The sequence below is a fragment of the Cupriavidus sp. 05T42 genome (assembly GCF_056396345.1).
The window spans coordinates 45880-64729 of sequence record NZ_JBFTLH010000002.1; the positions used below are offsets into that span (position 1 = coordinate 45880).

Genomic DNA, 18850 nt, shown 5'->3' on the forward strand with positions numbered 1-18850 from the left:
GCCGGGTGTGGTCAAATAGCGACTTTGCCGGATCGACACGGACGGATGAGGATCGACTTGGGTCACGTGGCCACAAGGAGCGCCGCAAGCCGGGCGTTGCAATGCCCCCCACAGCCCCCCCAAGCCGGGGACGGTTGCCGCGCGCGCCTGCGCCGGGCAGGGCTGGCCCTGATGCTCGGGCTGGCCGGGCTGCTGATCCAGCTGCTGGCGTCCGAGGCGCTGGCCGCCCGCGCTGCCTACAAGGTGGAGATCGAGGCCCCCAAGGTCCTCAAGGACATCCTCGAGGAACACCTCGACCTCGCGCGCTACACCACCCGCACCGACATTTCCGAAGACCAGTTCGCCTACATGGTGGAAACTGTGGGCGAGCAGGTGCGCCAGTTCGCCTCCACCGAGGGCTGGTTCGATCCCGAAACCAAGGCCACCGTGACCGGCGAGGGCGACAGCCGCGTGGTCCATATCAGCGTGGACGCCGGTGCGCGCACGCTGATCCGGCGCGTGGACCTGGAGGTGACCGGCCCGGCCGCCACGCAGAACCCGCAGCAGGTGAACGAGATGCGCGCCAAGTGGGGCCTGCCCGTGGGCGACCCGTTCCGCCAGGCAGACTGGGACAAGGCCAAGGAAGACGCGCTGGTCGCCCTGCAAAGCCATACCTACTATGGCGCGAAGCAGACGGCGTCGCGCGCGCGGGTGGAGCCGGACGAGCATGCCGCCGATTTGTCGGCGCGCTTCGAGAGCGGGCCGGCCTACGTGCTCGGGCCGCTCGAGGTGGAGGGCACGCGCCGCTATCCCGAACAGATCGTCCGCAACGTGAACCCGCTCCGCGAGGGCGAGCCATACCGCGTAGAGCGGCTGCTGGAGTTGCAGCGGGCGATCCAGAACCAGCCGTACTTCTCCAATGTGCAGGTGGATCTGGCCGAGCCGACGCCGGCCGAATCGGCCGAGGCCGCCGCGAAGGACGAGACCGTGGTGGCGCCCGTGAAGGTGCGCGTGCGGGAATATCCGACGCACCGCGTCAGTTCCGGTGTCGGCTTCACCACCGATACCGGCGCGCAGGTGGAAGGCCGCTACTCGTACTACAACCTGTTCAACCGCGCGTGGGTGCTCGACACCCAGGCGCGCATCGAGCAGAAGCGCCAGTACGGCTTTATCGAGGCGGCCATGCCGCCGGACTCGCATACCTACCGCAACAGCATCTACAGCAGCTACGAGCGCACGATCGACATCGAGAGTACCGACCTGACCAGCTGGCGCGCCGGCCTCAAGCGCTCGCGCTCGCGCGAGAAGTACGACACCACCGTGTCGCTCGATTTCTACTACGACAACCTCGTGCCGTTCGGCCAGCCGGAGCAGATCTCGAAGGCGCTCGTGCCGGCCTTCGCCTGGACCCGCCGCGACGTGGACAACCCCGTGTTCCCGCGCCGGGGCAACGTCATCAGCACGCAGATCGGGGTGGCGGCCAAGAATATCCTGAGCGATGCCACCTTCCTGCGCATGTATGGCCGGATTCGCCAGTACGTGCCAGTGGGCAACCGCGACCTGTTCATTGCCCGGCTGGAACTGGGTGCCAATATGACTTCGGCCGATCCGGCGCTGATTCCGGCCTCGCTGCGCTTCCGCGCGGGCGGTACCGATTCCATCCGCGGCTACAGCTACCAGTCGATCGGCACGCCGAACGGCGCCAGCGTGCTGCCGGCGCGCTTCCTGGGCACCGGTAGCCTGGAATACCAGTACTGGTTCAAGCCCGAATGGGGCGTGGCGGCGTTCTGGGACATGGGCACGGCCACCAACGACCTGCACGGCGTGAAGCTCTATCACGGCGTGGGCGTGGGCGCGCGCTGGCGCAGTCCGGTGGGCCCGGTGCAGCTGGACATCGCCTATGGCATCCAGCAGAACCAGTTCCGGCCGCATATCTCGCTTGGGGTGGCGTTCTGATGCATATGGACATGCCACCCGTGCCCCGCCGCAATGAAGATGAACCGCGCGCGCCGCGCCCCCCCCGTCCAATACGCCGCCGCGTCTGGCGAGTGCTCGGCTGGACGCTGGCCGTACTGCTGGCGCTGCTGATCGCCGCCATCGCCACCGCCGTGGTGGCGCTGCGCACCGAGGCCGGCACGCGCCAGCTCTGGACGCTGGCCACGCGCTTCTCCGCCGGCATGCTGGCCGGCACGTTCGAGGGCGGCACGGTCGTCAGCGGCCTGCGGCTGCGCGATGTGGTCTACGCCAGCGGCGACACGCGCGTCAGCATCGACAAGATCGATAGCCGCTGGAGTGCGACGTGGTCGCCGGCGCGCCTGCATGTGGAATGGCTGCGCCTGGGCAAGATCGACGTGCGCCTGCCGCCGTCCGCGCCCACGCCGGACACCGGGCCGGCGCAGATGCCCAAGTCGCTGGAGTTGCCGCTGGCCATCGACGTCGACACGCTGACGATTGCCGAACTGTCGCTGCTGCAGGGCCCGCCCGCAACGGCCACGCCGCAGGTGTTTTCCGATCTTGCCGGCGCGCTCCATTCCGATGGCATGCGTCACCGCGTGGTGGTGGACAAGCTCGTCACGCCGTACGGCAAGCTGCAGGCCAACGCACAGATTGCCGGGCAGGCGCCGTTCGCGCTCTCCGCCGAGGCGCTGCTGGAGGGCCATTGGCAGGACGAATCGTTCGCCGTATCGGCCACGGCCAACGGCGCGCTGGACGCCCTGCGCGCCGAGGCGGAAGCCACCGGCGACCGCATCCGCGCGCGGGCCGGCATCGACGTGACGCCGTTCGGCAAGGTGCCGTTCACCCACCTGCTGATCGATGGGGACCGGATCAACCCGCGCCTGTTCAGCCCCACGGCGCCGCAGGCCAACCTGACCGTGCATGCCGAGCTGCGCCCCGTGGAAGCGGTGGCACCGCCGCCGCAGATCGCCCAGCCGGCGCCGGGGCAGTCCACGGCGAGTGCGGTGGCGGCGGCTTCGGCGGCATCGGCCTCCGCGCCGGTGCCACAGCCGGCGCCGCGCACGCGCAACCCGCTGGCCGTGGCTGGCGAGGTCACCGTGCGCAACCTCGATCCCGGCCCCATCGACAAGGAACGGCTGCCGGTGCACAGCGTGCGGGCGCGCGTGGAGGTCAGCGAGATGGCCCAGACGCTGCGCGACCTGCGCATCGCGCTGCCGGGCAAGGCCGAGATCGTCGGGCAGGGTGCGCTGCACGACGGACGCGGCGGCTTCGACCTCGACGTGCACCGGCTCAACGCGGCCGATCTGTATACAACGCTGGTGCCGACCAATCTCTCCGGGCCGGTGATCCTGCGGCTGGAGCCGGGCCGCCAGAGCGTGGCGCTGGACCTGGCCGGCGGCGAACTGAAGCTGTTCGCCGATGCGCGCGTGGACGAAGACGCCGTGACGCTGTCCGCGCTGCGCGCCGGGCTGGGCGCCGGCACGCTGACCGCCGAGGGCAAGCTCGGCCTCAAGGACACCCAGCCGTTCAGCTTCAAGGGCAAGCTGGCCAATTTCGATCCGGCGCGGCTGGCCAAGGTGGCGCCGGGCCGCATCAATGCCGATTTCTCGACCACGGGCTCGCTGGCCAGGGTGCTCAGGGTGGCGCTCGATTTCGGTCTGCACGAGAGCGAGTACGCCGGGCTGCCGATGACCGGCACCGGCAAGATCCGGCTTGAGGGCGGGCGGCTGCTGCCCAGCGAGGCGTCCCTGCTGATGGCCGGCAATCAGGTCAACCTGCGCGGCAGCTTCGGCGCGCGCGGCGACCGGCTCAAGGTCAATGTCGATGCCCCGCAACTGGAGCGCCTCAAGTTCGGCGTGGCCGGGCGCGCCAAGCTGGACGCCGAGGTCACCGGCACGCTCAAGCGTCCCGAGGTGGTGGGCGACTACAGCGCGCAGGCGCTGGTGATCGGCCCGCACAAGGTGGCCAGCGCCAGCGGGCATGCCGAACTGCGCGGCGGCCTGGACGGCACCGTGTCCGTGCAACTCGCCGCGCGCGACTATCAGGGGCCGCAGGCCACCGTCCATACGCTCGATGCCAACCTGAGCGGCACGCAGGGCAATCACACCTTCGACGCCAAGGCGGCCGGCACGGTGAACCGCCAGCCGATGCAGCTGACGCTGGCTGGCCAGGGCGCGTGGCAGGGTGACAAGGGCTGGAACGGCACCATCCGCACGCTCGACTTGCGCGGCACGACCATCGTGCGGCTGGCGGCGCCGACGCAGCTGCTGGTGGCGGACCAGCACATCCGGCTCGGGCAGGCGCGGCTGTTGTTCGAGCGCGCCACGGCCAACATCGACGGATTCGAGTTCGACCATGGCCGCATCCGCACGCAGGGCAATCTCGATGGGGTCGAGGTGGCCAATATCTTGAAACTGATGCAAACGCTGACCGGGGAGCCGCCGCCGCTGCGCTCGGACCTCGTGCTGGACGGCCGCTGGAACCTGAACCTGGCCGAGACGGCGACCGGGTTTGCCGAGATCCGCCGGCGCAGTGGCGACGCCTCGATCAGCGCCGGGCGGGGCTGGACCACGCTGGGGCTGGGCGAGACCGCGCTGCGCGCCGAGTTCGTTGGCAACCGGGTCACGTTGCGCGGCGGCACCACGGCGGCACGGATCGGCAAGATCGACGTCGATGCGTCGGCAGGGCTGGTGCAGGAGCAGGGGCTGCTGACCGTGGGGCCGGCTTCGACGCTGGCCGGCACAGTGTCGGCGGACATCCCCCGGTTGAAGTCGCTGGAATCCCTGACCGGCCCGCAGTACGCGTTCGAGGGCAAGCTGGCCGCCGCGATGCGGCTCGGCGGCACGGTCGGCAATCCGCTGCTGACCGGCACCCTGGACGGCAGCGAGATCGCCGTGACGCTGTATGACCAGGGTATCCGCCTGACCGACGGCGTGGTCCATATCGTGCTCGACCAGAACACGGTGGAAATGAAGGAAGTGCGATTCCGGGGCGGAGACGGCACGCTGGTGGCTACCGGCAACGTCAAGCTGGGCGAGACCGACCCGAACCTCACCGCCAAGATCGTGGCCGACAAGCTCCAGCTATTTGCCAGCCCCGAGCGCACGCTGATCGTCTCGGGCGAGGCCGGCATCGCCAACGAGAACAAACAGATTGCGATACGCGGCAAGTTCCGCGTCGATCGTGGCCTGTTCGACCTGCCCAAGTCCGGCGCGCCGGTGCTCGGCGACGACGTGGTGGTGGTGCGCCGCAGCGACCAGCGCGAACTCAAGACCGCCGCCACGCCGGTGGTGCCCGAGTCCCAGCCGGCAAGCCGCTTCAGCCCGCTGATCGACGTCACCGTGGATCTGGGCGACGACTTCCGCTTCCGGGGCGCCGGCGCGGACATCAAGCTCGCGGGCCAGCTCGGCGTGAAGAGCGAGCCGCTGGCGCCGATGCGCGCCACGGGAACGGTGCGCGTGGTGGATGGCACGTACGAGGCGTTCGGCCGCAAGCTCAACATCGAGCGCGGCATCATCAACTTCAACGGGCCGATCGACAATCCGAACATCAACATCCGCGCCATGCGCCGCAACCAGGAGGTGGAGGCGGGCGTGGAGGTTACCGGCACGGTGCGGATTCCGCGCGTGCGGCTGGTGTCGGAGCCGAATGTGCCGGAGGAAGACAAGCTGTCTTGGCTGATGTTCGGCTACGGGGCGGAGAGCGCCGGGGCGGGCCAGCAGCGGCAGTTGAGCGGCGGCGCGCTCGGTGGCGCGGCGCTGGGCATGATCGGCGGCCGGGCGGGGAAGGGCATCGTCTCGCACCTCGGCATCGACGAATTCTCGATCGGGCCGTCCACGGCGGGCCTGAACGACCAGCAGGTGGTCAGCGTCGGCAAGGCCGTGACCGAGCAGATCTCGGTCGGCTACGAGCAGAGCCTGACCTCGGCGTCGAACGTGGTGAAGCTGACCTGGGCGTTCTCGCGCCGCTGGTCGCTGATTGCCAAGGGCGGGTCGATCAACGGGCTGTCGGTGCTGTTCAACCGCCGCTTCAATAACTGGAGTAGCCTGTTTGCCGCCGAACCACCGCGCCGGTCCACGGCTGCCGACGCTGGCACCGCGTCGGCCAGCGAGCCGGCCGGCGACCCTGTGGAAGCCATCAAGCGATAACCACCATGACCTTCACTTACGCGTCGCGCAGACGCCTTGCCACCATGGGACTGATTGCCTCCTTGCTTGCGCTGGTCGGCTGCGACCAGCAGAAAGTGGACGAAGCGATGAAAAAGGCCGGCAACGTGGCCCGCGACACGTGGAACAGCGTGAAGCCGGACAGCCAGCTATTCAAGGGCATCGAGATCGGCAAATCGACCGAGGATGACGTGCGCCGCCAGGCCGGCAAGCCCGAGATCGTGTGGGAGGAGGCCGATGGCGGCAAGCGGCTGGAGTACCCGCGCGGGCCCGAGGGCGTGACCACGTGGATGGTGACCACCGCGCCGGACGGCACCGTGCGCACCATCGAACAGGTGCTGACGGCCGAGAACTTCCAGCGCGTGCGCCCCGGCATGAGCCAGGACGGCATCCGGCGCATGCTCGGCAAGCCGACCAAGGTGGAGGCGTTCGCGCTGAAGCAGGAGGAGGTGTGGGGCTATCGCTGGCAGGAGTCGCCCGCGGACCGGGCGTTCTTCAACGTCCACTTCAACAGCCAGGGCGTGGTGACCACCACGTCACGCAGCGACGACCCGTCGCGGCAGGGGGGATGAAGTCTTTTCTCCCCTCTCCATTGGGAAGAGGGGAGCGAACACACGGTAGGCGAACTTAGCCGATCCGCATGCCCGGTACCGCGCCGCTGTGCGGTTCCAGGATGTACAGGCCCGGATTGGCCTTCTCGTCGGCCGCCGAGGCTGCCAGCACCATGCCTTCGGACATGCCGAACTTCATCTTGCGCGGCGCCAGGTTGGCCACCATCACGGTCAGCTTGCCCACCAGCTGCTCCGGCGTGTAGGCCGACTGGATGCCCGAGAACACGTTGCGGGTCTTGCCTTCGCCCACGTCCAGCGTCAGTTGCAGCAGCTTGCTGGAGCCTTCCACCTTCTCGCACGCCACGATCTTCGCCACGCGCAGGTCGATCTTCGCGAAATCATCGATCGTGATGGTGTCGCCGATCGGCTCGATGCCGGCCGGGGCGCCTTGGGCACCATCAGCGCCAGCCGGGGCGGCGGTGGCCTGGAGCGAGTCGCGGTTGGCAGCCACCAGCGCCTCGATCTGCTTGGTGTCGACGCGGGTCATCAGGTGGGCGTACGGCTGCACCGGACGGTCGGCCGACAGTTGCTTGTCGATGGCTCGCCAGTCCAGCGGCTCGATGTTCAGGAAGCGCTCCACGCCGGCGGCCATGGCCGGCACCACGGGCTTCAGGTAGACCGTCAGCAGGCGGAAGGCTTCGAGCGAGACCGAGCAGGCTGCGTGCAGCGCATCGCGCTTCGCCTCGTCCTTGGCCAGCTCCCACGGCTTGTTGGCGTCCACGAAGCCGTTCACGGCATCGGTCAGCTCCATCACCAGGCGCAGTGCCTTGCTGTACTCGCGGCCCTCGTAGAAGGCGGCGAGCTGCGGCGCGGCCTGGCGCAGCTGCACCAGCAGCGGGTTGCCGAGCGCGGCCTCGTTGACCTTGCCGTCGAAGCGCTTGACCAGGAAGCCCGCCGCACGGCTGGCGATGTTCACGTACTTGCCGATCAGGTCGCTGTTCACGCGGGCGACGAAGTCGTCCAGGTTCAGGTCCAGGTCTTCCATGCTCGCGTTGAGCTTCGCCGCGAAGTAGTAGCGCAGCCATTCCGGGTTCATGCCGGTGTCGATATAGCTCTGCGCGGTGATGAAGGTGCCGCGCGACTTGCTCATCTTGGCGCCATCCACCGTCAGGAAGCCGTGCGCGAAGACGTTGGTCGGCGTGCGGTAGCCCGAGAAACGCAGCATGGCCGGCCAGAACAGCGTGTGGAAGTACAGGATGTCCTTGCCGATGAAGTGGTACTGCTCGGCGGTGGAGTGCGGGCCGACCCAGGCGTCGAAGTCGATGCCCTTCTTTTCCGCCAGGTTCTTGAAGCTGGCGTAGTAGCCGATCGGGGCGTCCAGCCAGACGTAGAAGTACTTGCCCGGGGCACCCGGGATCTCGAAGCCGAAGTACGGGGCGTCACGCGAGATGTCCCAGTCGCTCAGCGTGGAGGCCTCGCCTTCGCCGCCCAGCCATTCCTGCATCTTGTTGGCGGCTTCCGGCTGAGCCAGGTCGGCCACCCACTCGCGCAGGAAGCTCTCGCAGCGCGGATCGGACAGCTTGAAGAAGAAGTGCGTCGACGTCTTGCGCACCGGCGTGGCACCGGAGACCACCGAATACGGGTTCTTCAGGTCGGTCGGCACGTAAGTTGTGCCGCATACTTCACATGAATCGCCATATTGGTCCTTGGCGCCGCACTTCGGGCACTCGCCCTTGATGAAGCGGTCCGGCAGGAACATGTTCTTGACGGGGTCGTAGAACTGCTCCACCTCGCGCTCGGCGATCAGGTCCTCGGCCTTCAGGGCCAGGTAGATCTTCTCGCAGAGCTGGCGGTTTTCCTCGGCGTCGGTGCTGTAGTAGTTGTCGAAAGAGACCAGGAAGCTGTCGAAATCGCGCTTGTGCTCGCTCCAGACGCGGTCGATCAGCTGTTTCGGGCTGATGCCTTCCTTCTCGGCGCGCAGCATGACCGGCGTGCCATGGGTGTCGTCGGCGCCCACGTAATAGACCTCGTTGCCCATCATGCGCTGGAACCGGACCCAGATGTCGGTCTGGATGTATTCCACCAGATGGCCGATGTGGATCTGGCCGTTGGCGTACGGCAGGGCGGATGTGACGAGGATGCGACGTGCGGTCATGAAGGAGGCCGGGGAATGATGATGAGGTCCGGCGGGCCGCCGGAGGGCGGGCGCGAGGACGGAAAGCGGCTATTTTAGCAAGCGGGGCGCCGGCGCGTCCGGAATCGGCATTGCAAACCGTTCGACCAAAAAAAAGCGCCGGTTGGTACCGGCGCAGCTTTCCACAACGGAAAAGGAGGAGAAATCAGATACCGCCCGGGAGGTCAGCCACCCATCGCGAGCCAGCAACGGTGGCAAGCGGTATCTGAACGGTATGACCCGCTCACCCCTGAATTGGTTTCAAGAAAATTTCGACTCGTCGATTTTGGGCCCGGCCAGCCTCGGTGGCGTTGTCCGCCACGGGCTGCGTCTGGCCCCGGCCCTCGGCGCTCAGGCGGTTCCGGGCGACGCCGCGGTCACCCAGGTACGACGCCACGCTCTGGGCGCGGCGCTGCGAGAGCTGCATGTTGTAGTTCGGGTTGCCGGTGCTGTCCGTATGGCCCACCACGTTGGCGACCACGTCCTGGTGCTGGCCCAGGGTCTGCGACACCTGGTCGAGCACCGAGCGGAACGACGGCTTGATGCTCGCGCTGTCCGTATCGAACGTCACCTGGCTCGGGATATTCACCTTGAGCGAGCCGTCCGGCTGCTCGGTGATCTGGGTGCCCGTGCCCGCCGTGTCCTTGCTCAGCTTGCCGCGGATGGCATTCCAGTTGTAGCCGGTGGCCCCGCCCACGGCACCGCCCACCGCCGCGCCCACGAGCGTGCCAGTGGTGTTGCCGCCGATCAGGTTGCCCAGGCCGGCACCCACGGCCGCGCCCACGCCAGTGCCGACCGCGGTATGGGTCTGCTGCTCCGTGGCGCAACCGGCCAGGGCTGCGGCAACGGCGAGCGAGACGGTGACGAGCTTGAATCTCATGCTTTCTCCTTCTGATGACATGCTGGGATATTTCACAAATGTTCAGCCAACGGCATACCGCATGGTAACTGCATCCGCCGGATTGACGCATCGAGCGCCCACAAGTTTCATCATGCGTTTGAAAACAAGCAGGACGATGGGGGCCGGGCGCCTTGCCGGCGTTGCCCCAGGCGGGTGGCCGGGCACTGGCGCACTACAATAGGGACATGGCAGCACCCGCACAAGGGCAAAGGTGTCAGAGATGTAAATGTCTGTAATTCCACACTCGATGGAGGGGATCTCGCCCGGCGCTATCGCGCCCCTGGCTGCTCCTTCATACTTTGATACATTACGCGCCTAATCCCCACCGACCTATATAAAGAAGCGGAGTCTGCCTTGAGCCTCACCATTGAACAGGTAACCGATGCCCTGCGCACCGTGATCGATCCCAACACGGCCCGCGACCTGGTGTCCACGCGCTCCGCCCGCAACGTGCGGGTGGACGGCGGCGATGTCTCGGTGGAAGTGGAACTGGGCTATCCGGGCAAGAGCCAGATCGAACCGATCCGCAAGCTCGTGATTGGCGCGCTGCGCACCCTGCCCGGCGTGACCAACGTCAGCGTGACCGTGACCATGAAGATCGTGGCCCACGCGGTGCAGCGCGGCGTGAAGCTGCTGCCGGGCGTGAAGAACGTGATTGCGGTGGCCTCGGGCAAGGGCGGGGTGGGCAAGTCCACCACGGCCGTGAACCTGGCACTGGCGCTGGCCGCCGAGGGCGCCCGCGTGGGCATGCTCGATGCCGATATCTACGGCCCGAGCCTGCCGATGATGCTGGGCATCGACGGCCGCCCCGAGTCGGCCGACGGCCAGACCATGGAGCCGCTGGAGGGCCACGGCCTGCAGGCCAACTCGATCGGCTTCCTGATCGAGCAGGACAATCCGATGGTGTGGCGCGGCCCGATGGTCACGTCCGCCCTGGAGCAACTGCTGCGCCAGACCAACTGGCACGACCTGGACTACCTGATCGTCGACATGCCGCCGGGCACCGGCGACATCCAGCTGACCCTGTCGCAGAAGGTGCCGGTGACCGGCGCCGTGATCGTGACCACGCCGCAGGACATCGCGCTGCTGGACGCCCGCAAGGGGCTCAAGATGTTCGAGAAGGTCGGCATTCCGATCCTCGGCATCGTCGAGAACATGGCGGTCTACTGCTGCCCGAACTGCGGCCACGTCGAGCATATCTTCGGCGAAGGCGGCGGCGACAAGATGAGCAGCGAGTATGGCGTGGACCTGCTCGGCAGCCTGCCGCTGAACCTGTCGATCCGCGAACAGGCCGATTCCGGCCGCCCCACCGTGGTGGCCGAGCCGGATAGTCCGATTGCCGGGATCTACCGCGAAGTGGCGCGCAAGGTCGCCATAAAAGTGGCGGATAAGGCACGTGACATGACGAACAAGTTCCCGAGCATCGTGGTGCAGAACACCTGAGGCCGGCCGCCGCCATGGACGAAACCCTTCCCGCATCGCCTGTCTCGCCCGAGACCCCGCCGGCGGGCCGGCCTGGGGTCACCATGGCCGTGGTGATGCGCAAGGTGCCACTGGCCAACCGTTGGCAGCCCTGGAAGTGGGAGCTGGACGCGGTGCTGCCGGACCTGGGCGAGTACGGCGCCGCGCCGCTGCGGCTCGATGCCGACAGCCACGGCGCGCGCTGGCTCTATCCGGGCCATCCCGTGACGCTGTATCGCGACGAGGGCGAGGGCTACTACCTGAACCTGACCTCGACCACGCCGTGCTGGTTCGTGCTGTGGCGCATGGCCGAGGAGCCCGATGCCGATGGCGAGACCCGCGCGGTGCCGGTGACGGTGACGCTCTCCTACAACGAGGCCGGGCGCTGGCTCGATGCCGGCGAAAGCGTGGAGAACGTGCCGCTGGAACCCGCGCAGCGCGAGTGGCTCGAAGCGTTCACGCAGGAAAACTATCGCCCCGAGCCCAAGAAACGGCGCCGTCCGGAGTCCTTCAAGGCGCCGGAAGACCGCGCGCGGTACTGACCGGCCCCGGACCCTGCCATGAGCGACGCCGATTCCTCCTTCCTCTCGCGCTGGTCGCGCCGCAAGACCGCCGTGCGCGAGGGCCAGCCGGTGCCCGCCGAGCCGGCGCTGGTGCCTGAAGCCACCCCGGCGGCGTTAGCGGAATCCCCCGCTGCGCCACCTGCCGAGACCCAGGAAGCCGCGCCGCTGCCCACCCTGGCCGACGTGGCGCTGCTGCAGCCGGGCGACAACATCGCCCGCTTCGTGGCGCGTGGCGTGGACGAGACGGTCAAGCGCGCCGCGCTGAAGACCCTGTTTGCCGATCCGCACTTCAATGTGATGGACGGGCTGGACACCTATATCGACGACTACGGCAAGCCGGACCCGATTCCGCTCGATGTGCTGCGCCGCATGACCCAGTCGGAGACGCTCGGGTTGTTCGACCCGATCGAGGAAGAGGAAAAGGAAGGGGAAGCGAAAGAGAAAAAGGAAACGGAGGGGGAGGGCGAGATGGCGGCCGATTCCAAGGCGCTGGAAGCCGAGGAATCCCCGGAAACCGAGGTCGCGCAAGCCCAATCCGCGCCCGACCTCCCCGCCGACCTCCCCGCCGACCTCCCCGCCGACATCGCCATCTCGCCCCTCCCTGCGGATAAACGCGCGTAGCCCTGCGCCGCGTGTGGGCCTAGAATGGGCCACCCCTACAAATCCGCCGACCGGACGATCCTCCACCACGAAGAGGCGCCGGGCCGGCAAGCAGTCTTGCCCCATGCCGACGCTGATCTGCAATTGCAACGACACCATGCCGCTTGACGGGGCGGCACTGTCCGATGCCTCTGGTTCCCTGAAGGTCCACCGCCTGCTGTGCCGGCGTGAAATCGGCGATTTCCGCCGGGCGCTCGATGGCGCGGAAGACGTCATCGTAGCCTGCACCCAGGAAAGCCCGTTGTTCACCGAGGTGGCTGGCGCTGCGCGCGAGGGCGGTGTGGTCACCGCGCCGGTGCGCTTCGTCAATATCCGCGAGACCGGCGGGTGGTCGCAGGGCGCGCGCCGTGACCCGGCCACCGCCAACGCCAAGATCGCCGCCCTGCTGGCTGCCGCCGCGCTCCCCGAGCCCGACCCGGTGGCGGTGGTGGACTACCGCTCGCACGGCGCCGTCCTGGTACTGGGCCCGGCCGCGCGGGCGCTGCCCTGGGCGGGCCGGCTCACCGAGGCCGGCCTCGAAGTCACCGTGCTGCTGACCGGCGCATCGATCAGCGATGTGACGCCGCCCGCCAGCCGCGCGTGGCCCGTCCACAGCGGCACGCTGGCCGGCCTGACCGGCTGGCTCGGCAACTTCACGGCCAGCTGGCGGACCGGCGCCGGCCAGAGCAACCCGATCGACCTCGACCTCTGCACGCGCTGCAACGCCTGCGTCGATGCCTGCCCGGAAGGGGCGATCGACTTCAGCTACCAGATCGACCTGGACCGCTGCCGCGACCATCGCGACTGCGTGAAGGCCTGCGGCGCGGCGGCGGCGATCGACTTCGACCGGCCTGCCGCCACTACCGAGGCGCGCTTCGACCTAGTGTTCGACCTCAACGACGCCCCGGCCTTCGCCATGCACCAGCCCCCGCAGGGCTACCTGCACGCGGGCGCCGACGTGGCGCGCCAGCATGCCCACGCGCTGCAACTGCAACAACTGGTGGGTGAGTTCGAGAAGCCCAAGTTCTTCCGTTACAAGGAAAGCCTGTGCGCCCACGGCCGTAACCAGACCACCGGCTGCACCGCATGTATCGACATTTGCTCGACGCAGGCGATTGGCTCGCGGTGGCGCGATGGCAAGGGTTCCATCGAGGTCACGCCCAATCTCTGCATGGGCTGCGGCGCCTGCACCACGGTCTGCCCGACTGGCGCCATCAGCTACGCCTATCCCGGCCCCGAGGCGCTTGGCGAGCGGCTGCGCACGCTGGTCTCGACTTACAACGCCGCCGGCGGCCGTGATGCCGTGCTGCTACTGCATGGCGAGGAGTATGGAAATCCGGCCATCCTGGCGCTGGGCCGCGCGGCCCGGGCCGGGCAGGCGCGCGGCGTGCCGCCCAACGTGATTCCCGTGCCGCTGTTCCACCCGGCTACCACCGGCATCGAACTCTGGCTGGCGGCGCTGAGCTGGGGCGCGGGCGGCGTGGCCGTGTTGCTGACCGGCGACGAGGCCCCGCAGTACCGCGCCGCACTGGTCGAACAGATGGATGTGGCGCGCGCCATTGTCGAAGGGCTGGGCTATCGCGGGTTGCGGCTGACGCTCGTGGAAGCGGGCGACGTGGGCGGGCTGGATGCCGGCCTCGCCGCGCTCGCCAGTCCCCCGTCGCGCGTGACCGCGCCGCCGCCGGCCAGCTTCCGCGCGGCGCTGGCCAAGCGCGAGACGCTCGACTTCGCCATCGACCATCTCGCCCGCCATGCCCCGGTGCCGGCCGAAGTGGTGCCGCTGCCCGCCAGCGCGCCGCTGGGCGCCATTACCGTGGACACGGGCCGCTGCACGCTGTGCATGGCCTGCGTGGGCGCGTGTCCGTCCAACGCGCTGCGCGACAACGCCGAGCGCCCGGTGCTGGCCTTTATCGAACGCAACTGCGTGCAGTGCGGGCTGTGCGAGACCACCTGCCCGGAGGACGCCATCGCGCTGGTGCCGCGCCTGCTGACGGGCGAGGGCGCCCGCCGCACGGTGACGCTGAACGAGACGCAGCCGTTCCATTGCATCCGCTGCGCCAAGCCGTTCGGCACCGCCCAGATGGTGCAGTCGATGCTGGTGCGACTGGCCGGCCACCCGGCCTTCGCGGGCGCCAACGCGGACCGGCTGAAGATGTGTGCCGATTGCCGCGTGGTGGACATGATCGAAAAAGACACCGGCGCGACGCGCGGGGCCACGCTCCAGTAACGCCAGTCGCCCCGCAGGGTGCGGCCGACCAGACCTATCAAGACATGACTGATTTCCAGCCGATTCAGCTGATCCCGCCCGCGCCGGCCCCCGGCGAGCCCGACGCCGAGGACATGGCCCGCGCGGACCTCTACGGCCTGCTGGCCACGCTGTTCTTCCAGCCGCCCGATGCCGCGCTGCTCCACCATATCGCCGCCAACCGCGCCAATGCCGAGGACGCCCGCACGGTGCTGGGCCAGGCCTGGAACGCATTGTGCGACGCAGCATCGACGACCACCGCCGAGGAAGCCGCCGACGAGTACGCGCGCCTGTTCGTCGGCGTGGGCAAGCAGGAGGTCTTCCTGTACGGCTCCTATTACCTGGCCGGCTTCCTGAACGAACGCCCGCTGGTGGCGCTGCGCGACGACCTGGCCCGCTACGGGCTGGCGCGGCACGAGGGCATCAGCGAGACCGAGGACCACATCGCCACACTGTGCGAGGTCATGCGCTTCCTGGTGGCGGGGGATGATGTGGCGGTCTGCAACGCCGGCGAGCAGCAGCGCTTCTTTGCCCGCCATATGCAGCCGTGGATGGAGCGACTCTGCGACGCGCTGGGCGAGCACCCGCAGGCGCAGTTCTACCGCAGTGCGGCAGAACTGCTGCGCGCGTTCACCGGCGTGGAGGCGGTGGCGCTGGAGATGCATTGAGGCAGGGCGATTGTGTGAAAGCCGTGTGAAAGGCCAACGCAAGCACCGGGTTTATCCGCAGTTTGAGGATTTTCCGATTGACAGTGTGGTCTTTCATTTCGCTTCAATCTAGAATATGCAAGACAAGGCATAAATAGATCATCCATCGGTCACGCAAAGCCGACAGGAGCCCCCATGAAAGACAAGCAATCCCGGGTCGCACGCCGGACCTTCCTGGCCGGGGCTGGCGTGGTTGCCGCTGCCGGTGCCGCCGCTGTGGCCACGCGCGGGCAATCGGCGCTGGCCGATGCCCTCGCGCCGCCCACCACCGCCGATGCGGCCGATCCCGCGCCCGACAGCCAGGGCTACCGGGTCTCCGCCCATATCCGCAAGTACTACCGCACCACGCTGATCTAGACCTGGGCGCCCGCACGGCGTGCCGGCTGGCGCGCCTTGTCTCTCGTCCCCCCTCTTTCGCCGAGGCAAGACATGATCCTGACCCGCAAGCGCGCGGACCAAGGCCAGACCGACCGGGTTGCGAACCGGCTCGCCGACCCAACTGCTCCGCAGGCCCATCCTTCCAGTCATGGCAATAGTCATGGCAATGGCAATGGCAACGGGCGCCTGGCGTCCCGCCTGGCCGCCGGGCTGGCCGGGGCGATGCCGACGATGGATCGGCGCAGCTTTCTCAAGCGGTCGGGCATCGGCGTGGGTGCCGGGCTGGCCGCCACGCAACTGACGCTGATCCGCAAGGCCGATGCCGACGACGGCAAGACCGGCGCCGGGGCCGGCAAGGGCGAGATCGTGGTACGGCGCACCGTGTGCGGCCACTGCTCGGTGGGCTGCGCGGTGGATGCCGTGGTGCAGAACGGCATCTGGATACGCCAGGAACCGGTCTTCGACTCCCCGATCAACATGGGCGCGCACTGCGCCAAGGGTGCCGCGCTGCGCGAGCACGGCCATGGCGAGTACCGGCTCAAGTACCCGATGAAGCTGGTCAACGGCAAGTACCAGAAGATCAGCTGGGACCAGGCGCTGGACGAGATCACGGCGAAGATGAAGGCCATCCGCCAGGAGACCGGCCCCGATTCGATGTTCTTCGTCGGCTCTTCCAAGCACAGCAACGAGCAGTCGTACCTGCTGCGCAAGTGGGTGTCGTTCTTCGGCACCAACAATACCGACCACCAGGCGCGCATCTGCCACTCCACCACCGTGGCCGGCGTGGCGAACACCTGGGGTTACGGGGCGATGACGAACTCGTACAACGATATGCAGAACGCCCGCGCGGCGCTGTATATCGGCTCCAACGCCGCGGAGGCGCACCCGGTGTCGATGCTGCACCTGCTGCACGCCAAGGAGAACGGCTGCAAGGTGATCGTGGTGGACCCGCGCTACACCCGCACGGCGGCCAAGGCGCATCACTACGTGCGCATCCGTTCGGGCACCGACATCGCCTTCCTGTTCGGCGTGCTGTATCACATCTTCCAGAACGGCTGGGAAGACCCCAAGTACCTGAACGACCGCGTCTACGGCATGGACAAGGTCAAGGCCGAGGTCCTGGCCAAGTGGACCCCGGACAAGGTCGAGGAAGTCTGCGGCGTGCCCGAGGCCCAGGTGAAGCTGGTGGCCGAGACCATGGCGAAGAATCGCCCGTCCACGCTGGTCTGGTGCATGGGCCAGACCCAGCACACCATCGGCAATGCGATCGTGCGCGCCTCCTGCATCGTGCAGCTGGCGCTGGGCAATATCGGCGTGTCGGGCGGCGGCGCCAACATCTTCCGTGGCCATGACAACGTGCAGGGTGCCACCGACGTGGGCCCGAACCCCGACTCCCTGCCGGGCTACTACGGCCTGGCCACCGGCGCGTGGAAGCACTACGCGGCGGTGTGGGGCGTGGATTACGAATGGATCAAGAAGCAGTTCGTCTCGCAGACGCTGATGGAAAAGTCCGGCACCACGGTGTCCCGCTGGATCGACATCGTGACCGAGAAGCGCGACCTGATCGACCAGGACAACAACGTCCGTGGCGTGTTCTTCTGGGGCCACGCCCCGAACTCGCAGACGCGCGGCCTGGAGATGAAGCGCGCGCTGGACAAGCTCGACCTGCTGGTGGTGGTGGACCCGTACCCCTCCGCCACGGCCGCCATGGCGAACATGACGCCGACCGACGGCGACAAGATCAATCCGAACCGCGCCGTCTACCTGCTGCCGGCGGCCACCCAGTTCGAGACCTCGGGGTCGTGCACGGCCTCGAACCGCTCGCTGCAATGGCGCGAGAAGGTCATCGAGCCGCTGTTCGAATCGATGCCCGACCACACCATCATGCAGGCCTTCGCCGAGAAGCTCGGCTTTGGCAAGGAGCTGTCGAAGAACTACAAGATGATTGAGGTCAAGCGCGCCGGCCGTACCTGGCAGGAGCCCGAGACCGAATCGATCTTGCGCGAGATCAACGCCAGCAACTGGACCATCGGCTACACGGGCCAGTCGCCGGAGCGGCTCAAGTCGCATATGCGCAACATGCAGATGTTCGACGTGAAGACGCTGCGCTGCAAGGGCGGCAAGGACCCGGTCACCGGCTACGACCTGACCGGCGACTACTTCGGCCTGCCGTGGCCGTGCTACGGCACGCCCGAACTCAAGCACCCGGGATCGCCGAATCTTTATGACACCTCGAAGCACGTCATGGACGGCGGCGGCAACTTCCGCGCCAACTTCGGCGTGGAGCGCGACGGGGTGAACCTGCTGGCCGAGGATGGCTCCTGCTCGGCCGGGGCGGAGATCACCACCGGCTACCCCGAGTTCGACCACGTGCTGCTGAAGAAGCTGGGCTGGTGGGACGACCTGACCGACGCCGAGAAGAAGGCCGCCGAGGGCAAGAACTGGAAGACCGACCTCTCGGGCGGGATCCAGCGCGTGGTGATGAAGAACCACGGTTGCCATCCGTTCGGCAACGCCAAGGCGCGCGCCGTGGTCTGGAACTTCCCCGACCCGATCCCGCAGCACCGTGAGCCGCTGTACTCCACGCGGCCGGACATGGTCGCCAAGTACCCGACCCACGACGACAAGATGGCCTTCTGGCGCCTGCCCACGCTGTACAAGTCGGTGCAGCAGCGCAACATCGAGAACAAGATCTACGAGAAATTCCCGATCATCCTGACTTCGGGCCGGCTGGTGGAATACGAGGGTGGCGGCGAGGAAACCCGCTCCAACCCGTGGCTGGCCGAGCTGCAGCAGGAGAACTTCGTCGAGATCAACCCGCAGGCAGCGTCCGCGCGGGGCATCCGCAACGGCGACTATTGCTGGGTGCGCACGCCGACCGGTGCCCGCCTCAAGGTGCGCGCGCTGGTGACGGAGCGCGTGGGCGTGGATACGGCGTTCATCCCGTTCCACTTCTCGGGCTGGTGGGAAGGCAAGGATCTCAAGCAGTTCTATCCCGATGGCGCGTACCCGATCGTCCGGGGGGAGGCCGTGAACACGGCCACCACCTACGGCTACGACTCGGTGACGATGATGCAGGAAACCAAGACCACCGTTTGCCAGATCGAGCGGTTTGCCTGAGCCTGAGAAGC

12 protein-coding genes are annotated in these 18850 nt (G+C 67.8%); 10 read left to right on the top strand and 2 right to left on the bottom strand.

Going from position 1 to position 18850, the window contains the following annotated elements; genetic code table 11:
- Nucleotides 1–171: 171 nt before the first annotated feature.
- Genes AC1EJR_RS02285 through bamE form a run of 3 tightly spaced genes read left to right on the top strand, consistent with a single transcriptional unit; the run spans nt 172 to nt 6673 of the window.
- The gene (locus AC1EJR_RS02285) at nt 172–1935 is read left to right on the top strand and encodes an autotransporter assembly complex protein TamA (RefSeq protein ID WP_092290699.1); all 1764 of its coding nucleotides are present in this window, start codon (nt 172–174) and stop codon (nt 1933–1935) included.
- Nucleotides 1935–6083, top strand: a complete 4149-nt coding sequence (locus AC1EJR_RS02290) for a translocation/assembly module TamB domain-containing protein (RefSeq protein ID WP_477112805.1) — start codon at nt 1935–1937, stop codon at nt 6081–6083. Before AC1EJR_RS02285 ends, AC1EJR_RS02290 begins: the two co-directional genes overlap by 1 nt.
- A 44-nt stretch (nt 6084–6127) precedes the next feature.
- Complete coding sequence (gene bamE / locus AC1EJR_RS02295) at nt 6128–6673, top strand: outer membrane protein assembly factor BamE domain-containing protein (RefSeq protein WP_092290907.1); 546 nt, start codon at nt 6128–6130, stop codon at nt 6671–6673.
- Between the two features lie 55 nt (nt 6674–6728).
- Here bamE and metG read toward each other — a convergent pair whose 3' ends face one another.
- Nucleotides 6729–8807 (bottom strand): methionine--tRNA ligase, encoded by a 2079-nt coding sequence (gene metG / locus AC1EJR_RS02300; protein ID WP_477146863.1) that lies wholly within the window; start codon nt 8805–8807, stop codon nt 6729–6731.
- A 262-nt stretch (nt 8808–9069) separates the two neighbouring features.
- Nucleotides 9070–9705: a YiaD family glycine zipper/OmpA-like lipoprotein gene (locus AC1EJR_RS02305; protein ID WP_092290695.1), complete on the bottom strand. Its 636-nt coding sequence runs from the start codon at nt 9703–9705 to the stop codon at nt 9070–9072.
- A 375-nt stretch (nt 9706–10080) separates the two neighbouring features.
- On the opposite strand from AC1EJR_RS02305, the gene apbC reads away from it, so the two are divergent.
- From apbC to AC1EJR_RS02340, 7 genes are all read left to right on the top strand, one after another.
- Nucleotides 10081–11169: an iron-sulfur cluster carrier protein ApbC gene (apbC, locus tag AC1EJR_RS02310; RefSeq protein WP_092290693.1), complete on the top strand. Its 1089-nt coding sequence runs from the start codon at nt 10081–10083 to the stop codon at nt 11167–11169.
- 14 nt (nt 11170–11183) lie between these two features.
- The gene (locus AC1EJR_RS02315) at nt 11184–11729 is read left to right on the top strand and encodes a DUF3305 domain-containing protein (RefSeq protein ID WP_092290691.1); all 546 of its coding nucleotides are present in this window, start codon (nt 11184–11186) and stop codon (nt 11727–11729) included.
- A gap of 18 nt (nt 11730–11747) precedes the next feature.
- The gene (locus AC1EJR_RS02320) at nt 11748–12371 is read left to right on the top strand and encodes a DUF3306 domain-containing protein (protein WP_477112807.1); all 624 of its coding nucleotides are present in this window, start codon (nt 11748–11750) and stop codon (nt 12369–12371) included.
- Nucleotides 12372–12474: 103 nt separating this feature from the next.
- Entirely contained in the window at nt 12475–14616 is a 2142-nt protein-coding gene (locus AC1EJR_RS02325; protein ID WP_477112808.1) for a 4Fe-4S binding protein, read from the top strand.
- Between the two features lie 44 nt (nt 14617–14660).
- On the top strand, nt 14661–15302 hold the full coding sequence (locus AC1EJR_RS02330) for a TorD/DmsD family molecular chaperone (protein ID WP_092290685.1): 642 nt from the start codon (nt 14661–14663) through the stop codon (nt 15300–15302).
- 174 nt (nt 15303–15476) lie between these two features.
- Entirely contained in the window at nt 15477–15698 is a 222-nt protein-coding gene (locus AC1EJR_RS02335; protein ID WP_092290683.1) for a formate dehydrogenase, read from the top strand.
- A gap of 72 nt (nt 15699–15770) precedes the next feature.
- A complete protein-coding gene (locus AC1EJR_RS02340; protein ID WP_092290681.1) occupies nt 15771–18839 on the top strand; it encodes a molybdopterin-dependent oxidoreductase in 3069 nt (1022 codons plus the stop codon).
- Nucleotides 18840–18850: the final 11 nt, after the last annotated feature.